Annotated in this window: 13 protein-coding genes; 4 read left to right on the forward strand and 9 right to left on the reverse strand. The window is 64.7% G+C overall.

What is annotated here, in order from left to right; all coding sequences use genetic code 11:
• Window positions 1-39: 39 nt before the first annotated feature.
• The 8 genes from ACFO3Q_RS14840 to mobH form a co-directional block, all read right to left on the reverse strand.
• Window positions 40-549, reverse strand: a complete 510-nt coding sequence (locus ACFO3Q_RS14840; RefSeq protein ID WP_377005516.1) for a hypothetical protein — start codon at window positions 547-549, stop codon at window positions 40-42.
• Between the two features lie 122 nt (window positions 550-671).
• Window positions 672-2276, reverse strand: a complete 1605-nt coding sequence (locus ACFO3Q_RS14845; protein WP_286586768.1) for a phosphoethanolamine transferase — start codon at window positions 2274-2276, stop codon at window positions 672-674.
• A gap of 131 nt (window positions 2277-2407) precedes the next feature.
• Window positions 2408-2746, reverse strand: coding sequence for a lipid-A-disaccharide synthase N-terminal domain-containing protein (locus ACFO3Q_RS14850; protein WP_377005518.1), 339 nt, complete (start codon window positions 2744-2746; stop codon window positions 2408-2410).
• Window positions 2743-3474: a glycosyltransferase family 2 protein gene (locus tag ACFO3Q_RS14855; RefSeq protein WP_024889491.1), complete on the reverse strand. Its 732-nt coding sequence runs from the start codon at window positions 3472-3474 to the stop codon at window positions 2743-2745. Before ACFO3Q_RS14855 ends, ACFO3Q_RS14850 begins: the two co-directional genes overlap by 4 nt.
• Before the next feature lie 112 nt (window positions 3475-3586).
• Window positions 3587-4759: a nucleotide sugar dehydrogenase gene (locus tag ACFO3Q_RS14860; RefSeq protein WP_024889492.1), complete on the reverse strand. Its 1173-nt coding sequence runs from the start codon at window positions 4757-4759 to the stop codon at window positions 3587-3589.
• The gene (locus ACFO3Q_RS14865) at window positions 4756-5748 is read right to left on the reverse strand and encodes an NAD-dependent epimerase/dehydratase family protein (protein WP_024889493.1); all 993 of its coding nucleotides are present in this window, start codon (window positions 5746-5748) and stop codon (window positions 4756-4758) included. Before ACFO3Q_RS14865 ends, ACFO3Q_RS14860 begins: the two co-directional genes overlap by 4 nt.
• Before the next feature lie 220 nt (window positions 5749-5968).
• Window positions 5969-7669, reverse strand: coding sequence for an ArnT family glycosyltransferase (locus ACFO3Q_RS14870; protein ID WP_377005521.1), 1701 nt, complete (start codon window positions 7667-7669; stop codon window positions 5969-5971).
• A 756-nt stretch (window positions 7670-8425) separates the two neighbouring features.
• Window positions 8426-10204, reverse strand: a complete 1779-nt coding sequence (gene mobH / locus ACFO3Q_RS14875; protein ID WP_024889495.1) for a MobH family relaxase — start codon at window positions 10202-10204, stop codon at window positions 8426-8428.
• Between the two features lie 265 nt (window positions 10205-10469).
• On the opposite strand from mobH, the gene ACFO3Q_RS14880 reads away from it, so the two are divergent.
• From ACFO3Q_RS14880 to ACFO3Q_RS14895, 4 genes are read left to right on the forward strand one after another with little or no spacing between them, the layout of a single operon-like run.
• Window positions 10470-10790 (forward strand): type II toxin-antitoxin system PrlF family antitoxin, encoded by a 321-nt coding sequence (locus tag ACFO3Q_RS14880; protein ID WP_024889496.1) that lies wholly within the window; start codon window positions 10470-10472, stop codon window positions 10788-10790.
• Window positions 10790-11248 carry a type II toxin-antitoxin system YhaV family toxin gene (locus ACFO3Q_RS14885; protein ID WP_286586756.1) on the forward strand — a complete coding sequence of 153 codons (459 nt, stop codon included), beginning with the start codon at window positions 10790-10792 and terminating at the stop codon, window positions 11246-11248. The genes ACFO3Q_RS14880 and ACFO3Q_RS14885 overlap by 1 nt, the downstream gene beginning before the upstream one ends.
• A 29-nt stretch (window positions 11249-11277) precedes the next feature.
• On the forward strand, window positions 11278-11646 hold the full coding sequence (locus ACFO3Q_RS14890) for a DUF3742 family protein (protein ID WP_024889498.1): 369 nt from the start codon (window positions 11278-11280) through the stop codon (window positions 11644-11646).
• Between the two features lie 42 nt (window positions 11647-11688).
• Window positions 11689-13215, forward strand: coding sequence for a hypothetical protein (locus tag ACFO3Q_RS14895; protein WP_286586753.1), 1527 nt, complete (start codon window positions 11689-11691; stop codon window positions 13213-13215).
• 14 nt (window positions 13216-13229) lie between these two features.
• Here ACFO3Q_RS14895 and ACFO3Q_RS14900 read toward each other — a convergent pair whose 3' ends face one another.
• A complete protein-coding gene (locus tag ACFO3Q_RS14900) occupies window positions 13230-14744 on the reverse strand; it encodes a conjugal transfer protein TraG N-terminal domain-containing protein (protein ID WP_024889500.1) in 1515 nt (504 codons plus the stop codon).

A 14744-nucleotide genomic window follows, 5' to 3' on the forward strand; every position in this document is an offset into this window, starting at 1 on the left:
AGTTGACGTGGGAACCCGTCAGAACGGGCACTGAACACGTCAGCCTCGCGGAGGCCTCAGGGGTCCTTCGGATATTCCGGATGCGGGAGGATCATCCTGCGATACAGCCTGAACGGCGCGCACGGCGTCGTAGCCCACAGTCGTACTGGATGGGACGTTTGCTGTCGAGTGATGGCAATGGCCGTGGGCGCAGACGCCGTGGGCGTTGCTGGAGTCATCCCCCTTGCCGGCATCGTCGCTTGGCGATGACGCATGGTCATCCAATGCAATCGCCGTATGCGTATCGAGCGATTCGAACGAGCAAGCGAACGCATCGGCGATAGGCAAGATCACCAGCACTGCGACCAGCAGTGCGGCAATGGTGCTTCTCAGCTTGACGAGTGTTCGATGCATCGGGCAAAACATACCAGTCAAGGCTCCCCGGACACAATAACAAGCTGCCTTCCCCCTATAGAAATCCAACAGGGCCGCCAGCGCCTTGCTCAGGCCTCCCCAAAACTCTTGCAAAACCGAGGCTTGGCCGGCCTGCCGCACCGACTCGCCCAGCATGCTGGCGTGCTGATCTAAAGGGTAATCTTTGGGGTCTATTCAGCTAGAAACTATGAGCCCTTCTCCGGGGGGGCTGGGGATCGAAGGAATGGCCGGTCGAGAATGTGCTCCTTCCAAAGCCCTCATGGGGCGATCTTCGAGTCGATGCACTCGGAAAAGACGTCTAGGTCAGGGTCATAGACTGAAGACCGGACTTGCATGAGACCAAGTACGGAGTGAAACAGGTTGTCGTGGCTGAGCGAATTGCCCGCCTGACGCTTGACGCAGCGCACATCGATGCCAGCGTTGTCGCGCATTCCCGGAGAAATCCACACCACCATCGGCACCTTGATCTGGGTTTCCGGTGCGATCGCGTAGGGGAAGCCGTGCAGGTAAAGGTTTCCTTCACCTAGGGACTCGCCGTGGTCCGAGAGATAGATCATCGCGGTATCGTGCGATCGATCCTGCGCAAGCATCCGGATGGTCCTTGCCAGAAAGTCATCGGTCTCCAGGATGGCGTTGTCGTAGGCGTTGACGATCTCTTCCCGGCTGCATTTTCCGAGGTCCGGGCTCCTGCAGTCCGGGACGAAACGTCGCAGCGACGGCGGATATCGCTTGAAGTAGCTGGGGCCGTGGTTCCCGAGTTGATGGAGCACGACGACGACATCGCCCGGATTGTCGTCGATGGCATCGTGCAGTCCCTGCAGCATCACGGCGTCGCGGCACGCCTGATCGTCGCAAAGCGGGTCGGCGCGCGGTTCACGGTATGACTCGAACGCCAACCCGGCGCATACGCCCTTGCACCCGGTCTGGTTGTCGCGCCAGAGCGTCCTGATGCCTGCGCGCTCCAGTACATGCAGCAGGGATTCGGATCCACGGATGAGCTGCTGGTCGTAGTTCCGCCTTCCGGTGGCCGAGAACATGCACGGAACCGAGACCTCGGTGTTCGATCCGCAGGCCGTGACATCCGTGAAATTGATGACGTCCAGTGACGACAATTGCGGGGTCGTCTGCCGGCGGTAGCCGCTCAGTCCCCAGTTCTGGGCGCGGACGGTTTCGCCGACCACGATCACCAGCAGGTGGGGCTTGGTTGACGGTCCGTGGCCCACCAGTCGCGCATCGGCCCCGATGACGCGGCGGGGTGCATCCGCCACGCGCGCGTCTTCCCCGAGAACCCGGGGGATCGAGACGAGATAGTTGCCTGGCGCGATCAGGTAGCGCAGGGATTTGTGGTTCCGCATCAGTGACGACAGGTCGTCAAAACACGTCGCCAGCACCAGTCCGGTCAGCGCGATGACGGCGAGCAGGAACACCAGACGGCGAGCCAGACTGCGCTTCCACCCGTACGTCCTGATCTGCGTCCACCAGACGAGCGCCGAGGGCAGAACGCCCAGGGCGAGCACGGACAACGCCAGGCCCGGCGTCAGCAGCTCAAGGGCCTCCGCCGTATCGGTTCGCAGTACGTTCCGGATCATGCTGGGATCGAGATGGACCGCATAGCGATCCGCAAAGTAAGCGGCCGCCGCAGTCGCCATCAAAAGCAGCGTCAGCAGCGGTTTGACCGTCCAGCGATTCAATACGAGCCCGAGCAGGATCGCATGCAGGCCCGCGATCGCGAGGCCAGCGCTGGCGAGCAGACGCCAGCTGCCGGGCTGATCCAGCACGCCCGTTTCCCTGACGCCCGACCAGAATGCCCCGTTTGCGGTGGCGACGAAGAACACGCTTGCGATGGCGATGAGGCCTTCCACGCTGATCGAGGGCCTGAGCCCCGCAAGCCGTCGATCAGCCGAGGAGTACAGGAGTCCCTGCGTCGCCGCTGAAAGCTCCGGCCTGCTCGGTCCGCGGCCTCCCTTTTGCGTTCTCCACAGTCGATGGCCGGTCACGGCAGAGCACCGTGATCCGGGCCGGAACCGTGTCCGCTGCGCGGGCGCAGATCCAGATAGAGGCTGTATGCCGCGGTGAAGGCCGGCAGCAGGTTTTGCAGCACGCCGACCGCATCCTGCTTGTTTGAAAACAGGAAGTAGGCAAGGGCCATGAGGCTTCCAGCCAGGCTCATGTACCAGAACAGGCGGGGAATGACCGGCCTGCCGGCACGCCGGCTCGCCAGGAACTGGACGACCCAGCGGGCACCGAACATCAGCGCGCCGGTCACGCCGATGAGCTTCCAGGGTGTCAGGACGATCCCGGTCCAGGCGAGCCAAGCGATGGAGTCGTTCATGGCCGGGTCTCCTGGACGGGTCGGCTGTGTGCGCGCACATGGCGTGCGACGAGCCACGACACGCCAAGCAGGTCCCGGATGCCCACGAGCGCCCGTCCGAAGTTGGTGTACTTGGACCTTCCGGCTCCCCGGGGACGGTGGTTCACCGGCACACTGACCGTGCGCCAGCCCGCCCGCTGCATGAGCGCGGGCAGGTAGCGGTGCATGTGGTTGAATGCGGGCAGCGAAAGGAAGGCTTCCCGCTCGAACAGCTTGATCCCGCAACCCGTATCCGGTGTGCCGTCGTGCAGGAAGCTGCGCCGGATGCGGTTGGCCAGCCGTGACGCAATCCGCTTGGCCGGCCCGTCGTTGCGCGTGACGCGCCAGCCGGCGATCAGCTTCACGTCCGACGGCGATTTCTCTAGGTGAGCGATCAGCTTAGGGATGTCGGCGGGATCATTCTGGCCGTCGCCGTCGAGTGTCGCGATCCATGAGCCGTATGCGTTCTGCACGCCGGTCAGCAGGGCGACGCTCTGTCCATAGCACGCTTCGTGCTGGATTAGTCGCAACTCGGGGATCTCGTTCTTCAGCGCCAGGACCACCTGCGCGGTGCCGTCGCTCGAACCGTCGTCGACGCAGACGATGTCGAATGCAACGCGGCCATGCAGGTGCTGCGACACTTCGCGCACCAGCGACGCGATGTTGTCGCGTTCGTTGAGCACGGGGATGACGACGGAAAACAGATTCATGGGAGGGGTCTCGGTGTTGTGGGTGTAGTGGATCCGCCGTTATGAAGTCCCCTCTTCTCCCTCATCGGCGGGAGAGACGGAGCCGAGCAGCTTCGTTGCGACATCGCCATTTCTAGCGATCCACGCCGAACAGATCGCGGCTGTAGACTTTTTCGGCCACATCAGCCAGGTCTGCGTTCAAGCGGTTGCTGACGATCACTTCGCTGCGGCGCTTGAACTCGGCCAGATCACCGATCACTTCGGAGTTGAAGAACGCAGGCACGTGCAGCAACGGCTCGTGCACGACCACCTCCACGCCTCTGGCCTTGAGCCGCTTCATCACGCCTTGCACGCTGCTGGAGCGGAAGTTGTCGCTGCCAGCCTTCATCACCAGCCGGTGAATGCCGACCACGCGCGGCTTGCGGCGCAGGATGTCGTCGGCGATGAAATCCTTGCGCGTGGTGTTGGCATCGACGATGGCGCGGATCAGGTTTTGCGGCACATGGCAGTAGTTGGCCAGCAGTTGCCGGGTGTCCTTGGGCAGGCAGTAGCCGCCGTAGCCGAATGAGGGGTTGTTGTAGTGATCACCGATGCGCGGGTCCAGGCACACGCCGTCGATGATCTGGCGCGTGTCCAGCGCATTGATCGCGGCGTAGGTGTCCAGCTCGTTGAAGAAGGCCACGCGCATCGCGAGGAAGGTGTTGGCGAACAGCTTGATCGCCTCGGCTTCGGTGTTGCCAGTCAGCAGTACGGGGGCATCGCGATGCGTGCTGGCGGCCAGCAGCAGGTCGGCCAGTTCGCGTCCGCGTGCTGAGTGTTCGCCCACCACGATGCGCGACGGTTGGAGGCTGTCATGCAGCGCCGAGCCTTCGCGCAGGAACTCGGGCGAGAACACGATGTTGTCCGTGCGCAGTTCGCGTTTGAGCGAATCGGTGAATCCGACCGGCACGGTGGATTTGATGACGATCAGCGCGTTTGGACACAGCGCCGTGACATCGTGCGCCACGGTTTTCACCGAGTCGGTGTCGAAGCGGTCGGTTTCCGGGTCGTAGTTGGTCGGCGTGGCGACGATCACGTAATCCACGCCCGCATATGCCTGGCGTGCATCGCTCGTGGCGCGCAGGCGCAGCGGGTGGTTGCGCAGGTGTGCTTCGATGCCGGGATCGGCAATCGGCGAGGTGCGATTGTTGATCGCCGCCACGCGTGCCGTGTCGATGTCCAGCACGGTCACGTCGTGATCGCGTGCCAGCATCACCGCGTTGGCCAGTCCGACGTAGCCGCCGCCTGCTATGGCGATGCGCTTCATGCGGCGGCTCCCGTGCGATGCCCGTAGTAATCGCGGTGCCAGGCGACGAAGCGTTCCAGCCCCTCGGCAAGACTGGTGCGTGGCGCATAGCCCAGATCGCGTGCGGCCAGCGAAATATCGGCGCGCGTACTCAACACATCGCCCGGTTGCATCGGCAGCAGGATGCGTTTGGCGGATCGACCGAGCAGGCGTTCGAGATGGCTCACCATCGCGTCCAGCCGCTCGGGACGGTCATTGCCGAAGTTGTAGACGCGGTGCGGTGCGCCGCCTTCGGCGAAAACCGGCTCGCTTTCCAGCAGGCGCACGACGCCATCCACCACGTCATCGACGAAGGTGAAGTCGCGCTCCATGTCGCCACCGTTGTAGAGGTCGATGGCCTCGCCGCGCAGGATGGCGTTGGTGAACTTGAAGTACGCCATGTCCGGGCGGCCCCACGGGCCGTAGACGGTGAACAGGCGCAGGCCGGTCATCGGAATCCGGTACAGGTGCGCGTAGGCGTGGCCGATCAGCTCGTTGGCCTTCTTGGTGGCGGCGTACAGCGACACCGGCGTGTCGGTGCGGTCCTCCAAGCAGAACGGCTGCTTGACGTTGGCGCCATAGACCGAGGACGAGGAGGCATAGACCAGATGCCGCACGCCGTGGCGGCGTGCGCCTTCGAGCACGGTCAGGAACCCGGTGAGGTTGCTGTCGATGTAGGTGAACGGCGCGTCGAGCGAATAACGCACGCCGGCTTGTGCGCCCAGATGCAGGATCGCGTCGAAGCGGTGGGCATCGAACAGTGCGGCCATCGCTTCGCGGTCGGCCAAGTCGATACGTTGAAACGTGAGGCCGGGCTGGCCTTCAAGCTGTGCTAAACGGTGGTGCTTGAGGGCCACCTCGTAGTAGGTGTTGAGATTGTCGATGCCGAGCACGCGATGCCCGTTCGCCAGCAGGCGGCGTGCGCTGTGGAACCCGATGAACCCGGCTGCGCCTGTCAGGAGGATGTTCATGCGATGCGGCCTTCGCTCGCATTCGATGTCCGATGCCTAGCCGGCAGGCACGTCGCAGCCGGAGAGCCAAGCGTTCTTGAGACCGGCAATAGGCAAACGATCTTGCGGGCCTCCTTGCGGGCCTCATTGCGCGCAGGGGGTACTACCGAGATCGAGTCCGGAGCCACCGATGATGTCGAGCTGGCCTGACAGGTGTCCGTATAGGGGAATGCAGCGTGCTTCATGGCTGACTCTCCATCCTGTCGGCGTCGCTCGCACGTCCGGGTAACAGCCACCACGTCCGCCGGTTGGCGACACCCAGCGCAACCAGCTCGCCGTCGCGAAATCCTTGCGGAATTGCCGAGCCCACGATGAGCAGCCACCTATCCTCTGGTGCCTGTGCCTGCCACGTGAGCGCGCTTTCGAGTTGATCTACCTCCGGCCGGTTGAAACCGAACTCCGTGGTCGGCGATTGACTCATCAGTAGCTGCTGCTCGCGCCATCCCACTAGACCGAGTTGCGCATCCGGGCCGATTTGTCGCGCAACGGTTTCCATAAGTCCGCGAGACGAGCTTGAATCGTTGAGGACAACGGCGCCGCCGATGCCGAATGCGATCCATATTCCCGCCAGACCGACGAGGGTGCCGGCAACGACCCGCTCGCTCATGGCGACGATGGCCCCGAACGCCGCCGGCAGCGCCATGGAGAGCACTAGCCAAGCTGCACCTTCCGAGCCTAGGGACATGCCGCGCGCCAGCAGGAGACGACTCTCAAAGCCCGGATCGGTGAACAGCATCGCAAGGCCCGCTACGAAGAGCGTAAGGGCCAGAACCACAATGAATCCGAGGAGCAGCAGGCGTGGCCCGTCGCGTCTCAGCAGCCCAGGAAGAAGCGGTGCGAACGCCAGGCATGCCAATGGCAGCGCCGGCAGGATGTACATGTCCCGCTTGCCCGACGGAATCGAGAAGAACAGGACGATCAGCAACCAACCTCCCAGCAGGAGCAGGTAGCGTGGATCGCCCCGGAAGATGCGTCGTTTCCAGGGCGCAAGCGCCCAAGGCACCGCCAGCATCAGCGGCAACCACGCACTCACCATCACGCCCGCGAAGTACAAGGGCGGTTTGATGTGCGTCCAGGACTCCGCATAGCGTTCGACGGTTTGCCTGAACAGGATGTCCCGGGCATAGGCCAGGTGCTCGGCGGAAGGCGCCAGCCGGACGGCTGCCAGCATGGGGCCCAGCCACAGTGAGATGGCTGTCAGTAGCGCGATCGGCCCCAGCCAGAACTTCCAGTCGCGCCACCAGGCGCTCGATATGCTGCGTTGCCACCATGTAGCGGCGATCGCTGGAATCAGCACCAGCAGCGCGATGATGCCGACGCCCTTGGTGATGACGCCTAGCCCCGCGGCGAACCACCCCAGCGTCCACATCTTCCAGTCGGGTCCCTGGAGGATGTGCCGCAGCAGGCCATAGTGCGCAAGCGTGACCCAGGCCACCAGCAGGGGATCGATCTGCGCGCGCTTCATCTGCAGGGTGAACTGCAGGGTGAAGAGCAACGCCCAGCCGGCATACAGCCCGATCTGCCGGTTCCACAGGCGGCGGCCGAGATCGTAGGTCAGCGCGATGGTCAGCAGGCCGGCCAGCAGCGACGGCAACAGGAAAGAAACCCGCAGGTTCCCCGTGGCCCAGTACAACGCCGCCTGCATCCACATGAACAGCGGTGGCTTGTCCGAGTAGAGTTCAAGTCCCCGATGTGGGAACAACCAGTCGCCGCTTTCCACCATCTGTTTGGCCACGAGCGCAAAGCGAGGCTCGTCGGCAGGCCAGGGGTCTCGTAGTCCTAGTCCGGCACCGAGCACCGCGAGGGCGGTGAGCAGCAGGATGCCAATGCCTGGCGAACGGAACTGATTGAAGTTCAGGCGAAGAGATGCGGCTGCCGTCATCGCACGCTCCCGCTTCCACCGGCTTCACGCCGGCAGGCAGGACGCGCGACAACGCAGCCACCGGTCGCCAGAGGCGACCAGCCGGTACGGTCGTACATGGGGATACCCGTGAGTCTGTCTAGATGGCAGTCAACGCGGCAGAACGCCGCGAAATACTTGCGTTCAGACTCTGGGTGGACGCATCAGCCCATCGGGTAGAAGAGACTTCGGAGAAGGCTTCTCGGGAGTGACGAGAAGGATCTTGTCAATCGTTGCCGAGGAGAGTGGGGCAAATGGCGTGTGTCCCACCGTGTGGTGACAGTGCCCATGCGCACAATCTTCCGCATGATCTCCAGGGGCGGAATCAGGATCAGTAACGTGCGACTGCACCGTGTCCGGTTCGACCATGCAAGCAGCTGCGTCAATCGCCGGCACGACCACGATGATTGCCAAAAGCAACATCATGACCAACCTTCGGCTCTGGACAAGGAACTCTGACATGCAAAGGATTCAAGACGATCTATGAGCCCGGCGATTCAAGACAAGCAACTGACTCTCCACCGCCAGATATTGCGCCCGGGAGAGGGCATCACTTTGCCGGGGGTCCCGGCCTAGCGTCAAGACTCATGTAGAAGAATTCGGTCGAGTTGGGCATCTCCGCCCGGCATCTGCAAAACAGTTGTTAAGTTCTGGTTTGGGCATCGTTAGGACGGTTGTCGTGGGCTGGCATGGTTCGCTTCAATCTTCGACCAGATGCAATAGCGGCCGCCCGACTCGTCAGCGCAGAACTGAGAGATATGGATTGTTCGGAGGTACGTCCTGGAACAACTGAGTCGGATCTTCCAACAGGTATCCATGCAATCGCCGGGACTTGCGAGGCCCGACCACGTCGCAGGTCCAGATGTTCAGGCCGCTGGGTTGCTTGCGATGCAATTGCAGTCGCTCGAATCGCTTCTGCACCCATTGCCAAGGCTGTTGCTGTTCCTGCTTGGCTAGCGGACCGATCAGCGGGTGCTCCTGGGCGTATCTTTGGAAGACGCCGGGGCTCACCAGGTAGGCGGTGTCGCTCACGGTGTGCACCAGTGCCTTGGCATCGTTGATGATGAGTCGACGCGACGCGATGCCGGCCTTCAGCCACGCCATGAAGTGCTCGCCCGAGGGCGTCGGCGGCTCACCGCTCGACTCGACGTGACTGGCCGCAGCCGGTGGCGCCGGGTCGTCGGATCTTCCTGGCGTGGAGAGCAGCTCGAGCAGCGCGTCCACCCCGTCCACGGCCGCCGCTTCGAGCGCGTGCATCGCCGCCGGTGACGCTTCGGCATGCGGCGCCGGCTGCGATGCGGTCGGGCGACCAGGGACGGCGGCAACGGGGGACGTTGGCTCGGCAGCGTCCGTCTCCGGCGTCGCATCCTGATCCACTAGGACCGTGCCGGCGAACGGCGCCGGCCGCTCGTTCGCCTCCCAGATCAATGCGGGAGAGAGCTTGAGCAACGTGAAGCTGTGCGACCAGCCGGCATTGCTCGTGATCGTAGCTTTCCAGATCGCCTTCCCGTCCGGAGTGGGCAGCGCGATGCCATGGTCCTGCAGCACGTTGAACACGGCCGTGTTGTTCGACGGAATGCCTTCGACCCCTTGCGACAGCAGGTGCGCCCGCAACTTGTCCGAGACCGTCTTGCTGACCAGCCACAGCGCCTCCTGCGTCAGCCAGCCGTCCGACGCCTGGGGCTGATTGATCTTGAACTCCTCCTTCAGCAGGTAGCGCAGGCCGTCGAGCAGCTTGCGTTGCAGCGCGTGCCGCGGAGCCGCCAACGCCTTGCTCGGATCGCCTCCCAGCTCCTGCGCAACCGAGGCTTGGTCGGCCTGGCGCACCAGCTCGCCCAGCATGCCGGCATGCTCGTACTGGCCGGCCAGCACGTACAGCAGCGCCGCCCACAGGTCGGGATACGCGCTGAGCCAGTCGAGGATTTCGGCGTCGAGCACCTGGGTGTAGAGCAGCCCGGTGGCGGCGCTGTGCAGCCGGTACTCGCGCTCCTTGCGATAGCGGAAGCGATACGGCCGCTTGATCGGCCCGTGCCACGGGTGCCAGGCCATGCCGTCGGCATGCTCGACGTGCAGGTCGACCGCGACCTTGCCGATGTCGTGCAGCAAGGCCGCATAGGCGGCGCCGGCGGTCCAGGCTTCCGCCTGCGCCGCCTGGACCTCGGGCGGTGCGCCAGCCGGCAGCAGATGGGACTGCCGCAGCTTCAGCGCATAGGCCACGATCTCCAGGCCGTGGTCGAGCATGCCGCCGGGGTATGCGTGGTGGTGGCTCTCCGAGGCGGGGAACTGCTGGACCAGATCGGCGTACCGTTCCAGCGGCGCCAGGTACAGCGAGGCGAACTGCCTGCGTGACAGCGAAGTGCGCTGCCAGATGTGTTCCAGCAGCCGCTGCCGGCGCGGGGTCGCCAGCAGCGACGCGGCCGACGCCGGTCGCGTCAGTCCTTTGGGAGGCTCGGTGGCGGGCGTCGGCGCCGGGCCGGCGGGCGGTGGAGTCCGTTTGCGCTGGAACAGGGAGAGCATGCTGATACCCGGGAGACGGACCGGCGGGAGCGCCTTTTGGCCTTTTCGGGTAGGGCCTTTCCCCTTGATGCCCCATTCCCTTGCCCCTTGCCGGCCCTTTGGCCTTTGACCCTTTGCGTATAGGGCTCGGGCGGGCCGGATGCCTGGATCAAAGCGATACCGGTCAACCCGGCATCCTGGGTCGGCCAAGCGCTCCCGAGCACCTAGATTGACGAGGTAAGGAAAAATCCTTACTATCGGACGCACTGAAGTCAGGAGCCCGACCATGCCGACCGTGCGCGAGCAGGCCACCATCACCTCCAAGGGACAGATCACCCTGCCCAAGCCCATCCGGCAGGCGCTGGGCGTCGATGCTGGCGGCAAGGTGGACTTCGAGCTGCGCGAGGACGGCCAAGTCGTGGTCACCCGCGTTGACGCGGAGCATGAGGATCCCGCCATCGGGGCCTTCCTGGATCTGCTGGCCCGGGACATCGAGGCCGGTCGCCATGTCCGCAACCTGCCCGAGGATCTTGCCCGCGCAATGCTGGAGCAGGCAGGTCGCGGCGCGAACCTGGACGAGGAGATCGACGGCGAAGTGGCGCTCTGATGCAGCGCCACGGCTGGACGCTGCTGTTCCATGAGTGCGTGGTCGAGCAACTGCGAAAGCTCCACGCCGCCGCGCAGCGTGCCGAGCAGAACGATCCGGAAGGGTTCGAGTCGAACGCCAACGTCAAGCTGTTCCGGGCGTTAAGCCAGTTGATGCTGGAGACCGTGCCGACTGATCCGGCCCGGGACGAGTACCGCCAAGGCAACACCCTGGGACCGGCCCATCGCCACTGGCGACGGGCCAAGATCGGAAGGCGGTTCCGGCTGTTCTTCCGGTACGACTCCAAGGCAAAGGTGATTGTCTACGCTTGGGTCAACGACGAGACGACGCTGCGGTCGTCGGGCAGCAAGTCCGATCCGTATGCGGTCTTCGAGAAGATGCTGGGCCGCGGAAATCCGCCCGACGACTGGAACGCATTGGTGGCCGCGAGCCGGCAGGAATGGAGCAAACTGGAATAGTCCTCCTACGCATGTAGCAGGTGACGACGATGGACACGAAGACCCGCATCAGCAATGCAGAGCGCCTCGGCCGCTGGGTCGGCGGGATGTGGCGTGCAGGCGTCCGTCGCGAGCGCCGGCTGGCCGGCTGGCTGGTGGTGCGCGGCCTGCCTGCAGGCGTGGCCGCGGCGCTGCTGTGGGTGGTCAAGCTGGCCGTGCTGGGCGTGCTGCTGTACGCCGCGTTCTGGCTGACGCTGCTCGTCGTCGCCGTCATGGCGGTGGCCTGGGCGACGCAGCGCGGCGACGACGCGCCGGCGGACGACTACTCGTTCACCACGCTCGACGAGCTGCGGAACACGCCCGGCTACGACCCGAACCTCTACAACGACCACTCGCACGAGCGGTACGAGGACAACTGACTGGCTGGCCTGCCTGGCCGGGCGCGCCAACGGCAGGCCATCATGGGCGCTGTCGTTCGAGAGGGCGTGATCGAAATGGCGAAGACATGCATCGTCTGCGGGAACCCCGCAGGCTCCAAGGAACACGTGTTCCCCGCGGCGCTCGGGGGCCGGAGGACGAACTCCGGCATCTACTGCACCACCCACGACAACAGCCACTCCGGCCTGGTCGGGGCGATCGCCGGCCAGATCGACTTCATCAACGCCTACCTGGGCGTCCGCCCGGACCATTCCGACGCGATCAAGACGGTGCACGCCAACGATCCGCTGACGGGCGAACCGATCACCATCTCCGCCGAGGAGATCAAGTTCCAGCAGTCGCGCGTGCTCTCGCAAACGCCGGTGGAAGGGGGAGGCATCGCGATGCAGGTGGCGAGCCCGGATCGGCGGGCCGCCAAGGAATGGACGGCCGAGATGGAGCGCCAGGGCTACACCGTCGCGTTCCAATCCCAACCCACCGAAGATCGCTACATGCTCGGTGCCGTCCACCATCGCCGCGCGTTCGGCGGTACGTGCGGGCTTGGCGCCGTGGCTTACATCGTCCAGACCTTCTTCGCCCAGGAGTTTCCCGACGTCGCCAGGTCGGGAGCACTGTCCGGCTTCATCGCCTACACCCAGGCCGTCGCCAAGGTGGCCATCCTCGGCGGCTGCACGCGCATCGACGGCGAGCGGCCGGAACTGGTCGAGGCCCGAGCGATCCTGGCCGCCGCGCTCGCGGGCACGGGCTGCAGTGCGCCGGCGAACTGGGACTTCACCCGCATGGCCGGCGCAGCCCCCAACGCGTTCGAGTTCGGGCATCGGGTCATCGTCGGCGTCGATGGGTCCGATGGAACTATGTACGGACGCCTGTCGCTGTTCTCCGCCTTCGACTTTGCCGTCTGCCTCGGGACCGCGCCACCCGGCAAGGAGACGCGCGAAGTCACCATCGACATCGACCCGCTGGCCGAGCACCCGCCCCAGGACATCAGGAAGGTCACGGCGCACACCGCATCCAGCCGCGTCGATGCCTCGCAGCTCGGCGGCGATGCCCTCGCGAAAGCGATCGCCGATGGCACACAACAGCAAGTCCTCCACACTCTGCTGGAGCGTTTGACCGACTACCAGCTCGCCAGGCTCGTGCGCACCATGGTCGCCTCCCTGGCGCCGCTTCCGACCTTGCAGGCGCTGGATCGCCGTGCCTTGATCGCGCAGTCGCTCGATGAGCAGTCGCAGCAGGTCTGGCGCGCGGTAACGTACATGATCGGCGGATTCAAACAGCAGTTGATCGCGGGAGGAGCCGAGCGCGTCGCGCCCGTGCTCGACATGTTGGTCGCGCACGACGTGCGTTCCGCCAGCGGGTTGTCCCGGGAAGCACAGGCGATGCTGTCGCTGGCCAAGGCGGCGCTTGCCGACCAGATGGAACGGGACTTCGCCGCCGGCGCGCTCGACGAGCAGCGGATCGCCGACCTGATGGGGCGCGGGCCCGGGCTGCACATCGTCGGGTCCGCCGTGCTGGAACCGCTGCTGCAGGCGTTCGACCGCAATACCTGATTCGTCCCCGGCGGCTACCGCAGCTTCGGCGAGATCGCGCCCGCCCCCTTGCCGCCCGCCTGCGTCGCGCCCTTGGTGCCCTCCGACATGCCCTGCAGTGCGTAGCCGGCGCGGATGCCGACCCAGCTCAGGCCGGCCAGCCAGAAGCTGGGTAACACCACGAACATCGTCGCCATGACGAAGTTCAGCAGCATGTCCCCGAACGCGTTGTTCAACCCGATCAACGGATCGAAGTTGGTGTGCGGGCGATTCCACCCGAATCCCCAGCCATACAGCGCATCCAGGATCGTGCTGTCGATCCAGCGCGCCAACTGGAACCAGAAGTCGACGAAGAACATGGCGAACTGCACAACGCTCAGCGTGACCAGCGTCTTGAGATCGTAGGTGCCGATCAGTAGCACCAGTGGAATGCAGATCACCAACGCAAGCTTCAGCAGCGCCAGCACCATCGGCAGCGCCTGGCGCATCACGTCCATTGCGGGAAAGTATCCCAGCGACCCCACCGCCAGTCCCACGTCGCTGGCCGCGCGCGTGACGATGTTCGGCAGCGTCATCTCAATCTGCCCGCCGTAGTCGCTGTAGACCGCGCCCTGGTTCAGCTTCTGCTGTCGTGGCGAGGCGATCGCGCGGATCACCGAGTCGTCCACCTGGTCCCGGCTCAGGAACCCGGCCCACCCGGTGATGCGGGTCGTCAGGCTGGGGTCCACCTGCGCCAGCAGCCGCGCACGCAGCCCGTTGGTGTCGGACCACCATTGCCGGCAGGTTGGATAGCCTGCGCCGCTGGGGACTTCAGCCAGGCCCGCATCGCGGCCGCTGTTGTACGGCCAGCCCTCACGTGGCGACTTGGAGCGATAGGTGTCGTAGAAGCCGGGCGTGTCCACGAAGAACCGGGAGCCGATCCAGGTCACATCGTGCATCTGCTCCTCGGTCAGGTCGGGACGGTTCATGAACAGCCGCGCACGCGCCGGCCCGTAGCAATTGTGGGTGAAGTCGGCCACCTCTTGGGCCAGCACCGGGTCGTCGATGCGGGTGTTATCGATGTCCATGCGGATCTGTCGCAGGTCCGTGCCGCACGGGATGGCGGCGACGGAGGCGCCCGTCACCGCGCGCGAGATCGCGTGCATGAAGAACCACCACACCGGCACCTTGGCCGACTGGTTGTTGAGCGTGCTGAAGGACTGCGACCAGCCCGTCTCCGAAGGGGTCGGCACGTTGACCTGGCACTGGGTCGAGCGCGAGCGGTCGAACTGCAGCGTGTTGAAGTCGACGTCGATGAACGGGATGCCGGCGAACATGATGACCACGATCGCCACGAATACACGGTTCTCGATGCGGGCCGCGCTCAGGATGCCCTTGTTGCCTTCGTCCGCCCCCTCGCTGCGCGCCTTGAGCCATTCCTGGATCACGATTGCCAGGAACGGGATCGCGAACACACCGCTGGTGACCAGCACGTTCCAGATGCCGTTGTGGACGATCCACGAGACCAGCGTCAGGTAGTATTCCAGGTAGTCGGTGGTGTAGAGGGTCAT

Source organism: Coralloluteibacterium thermophilum (assembly GCF_042654365.1).
In the GTDB taxonomy this organism is placed as follows: Bacteria; Pseudomonadota; Gammaproteobacteria; order Xanthomonadales; family Xanthomonadaceae; genus Coralloluteibacterium; species Coralloluteibacterium thermophilum.

Excerpts from the sequence above, each read along its gene's own strand:
- ACFO3Q_RS14855 (WP_024889491.1), bottom strand. The coding sequence starts at position 3,474 with ATGAATCTGTTTTCCGTCGTCATCCCCGTGCTCAACGAACGCGACAAC.
- ACFO3Q_RS14840 (WP_377005516.1), bottom strand. The coding sequence starts at position 549 with ATGCTGGGCGAGTCGGTGCGGCAGGCCGGCCAAGCCTCGGTTTTGCAA.
- ACFO3Q_RS14885 (WP_286586756.1), top strand. The coding sequence starts at position 10,790 with ATGCAGCGCCACGGCTGGACGCTGCTGTTCCATGAGTGCGTGGTCGAG.
- ACFO3Q_RS14880 (WP_024889496.1), top strand. The coding sequence starts at position 10,470 with ATGCCGACCGTGCGCGAGCAGGCCACCATCACCTCCAAGGGACAGATC.
- ACFO3Q_RS14890 (WP_024889498.1), top strand. The coding sequence starts at position 11,278 with ATGGACACGAAGACCCGCATCAGCAATGCAGAGCGCCTCGGCCGCTGG.
- ACFO3Q_RS14870 (WP_377005521.1), bottom strand. The coding sequence starts at position 7,669 with ATGACGGCAGCCGCATCTCTTCGCCTGAACTTCAATCAGTTCCGTTCG.
- ACFO3Q_RS14900 (WP_024889500.1), bottom strand. The coding sequence starts at position 14,744 with ATGACCCTCTACACCACCGACTACCTGGAATACTACCTGACGCTGGTC.
- ACFO3Q_RS14860 (WP_024889492.1), bottom strand. The coding sequence starts at position 4,759 with ATGAAGCGCATCGCCATAGCAGGCGGCGGCTACGTCGGACTGGCCAAC.
- ACFO3Q_RS14850 (WP_377005518.1), bottom strand. The coding sequence starts at position 2,746 with ATGAACGACTCCATCGCTTGGCTCGCCTGGACCGGGATCGTCCTGACA.
- ACFO3Q_RS14865 (WP_024889493.1), bottom strand. The coding sequence starts at position 5,748 with ATGAACATCCTCCTGACAGGCGCAGCCGGGTTCATCGGGTTCCACAGC.
- ACFO3Q_RS14895 (WP_286586753.1), top strand. The coding sequence starts at position 11,689 with ATGGGCGCTGTCGTTCGAGAGGGCGTGATCGAAATGGCGAAGACATGC.
- mobH (WP_024889495.1), bottom strand. The coding sequence starts at position 10,204 with ATGCTCTCCCTGTTCCAGCGCAAACGGACTCCACCGCCCGCCGGCCCG.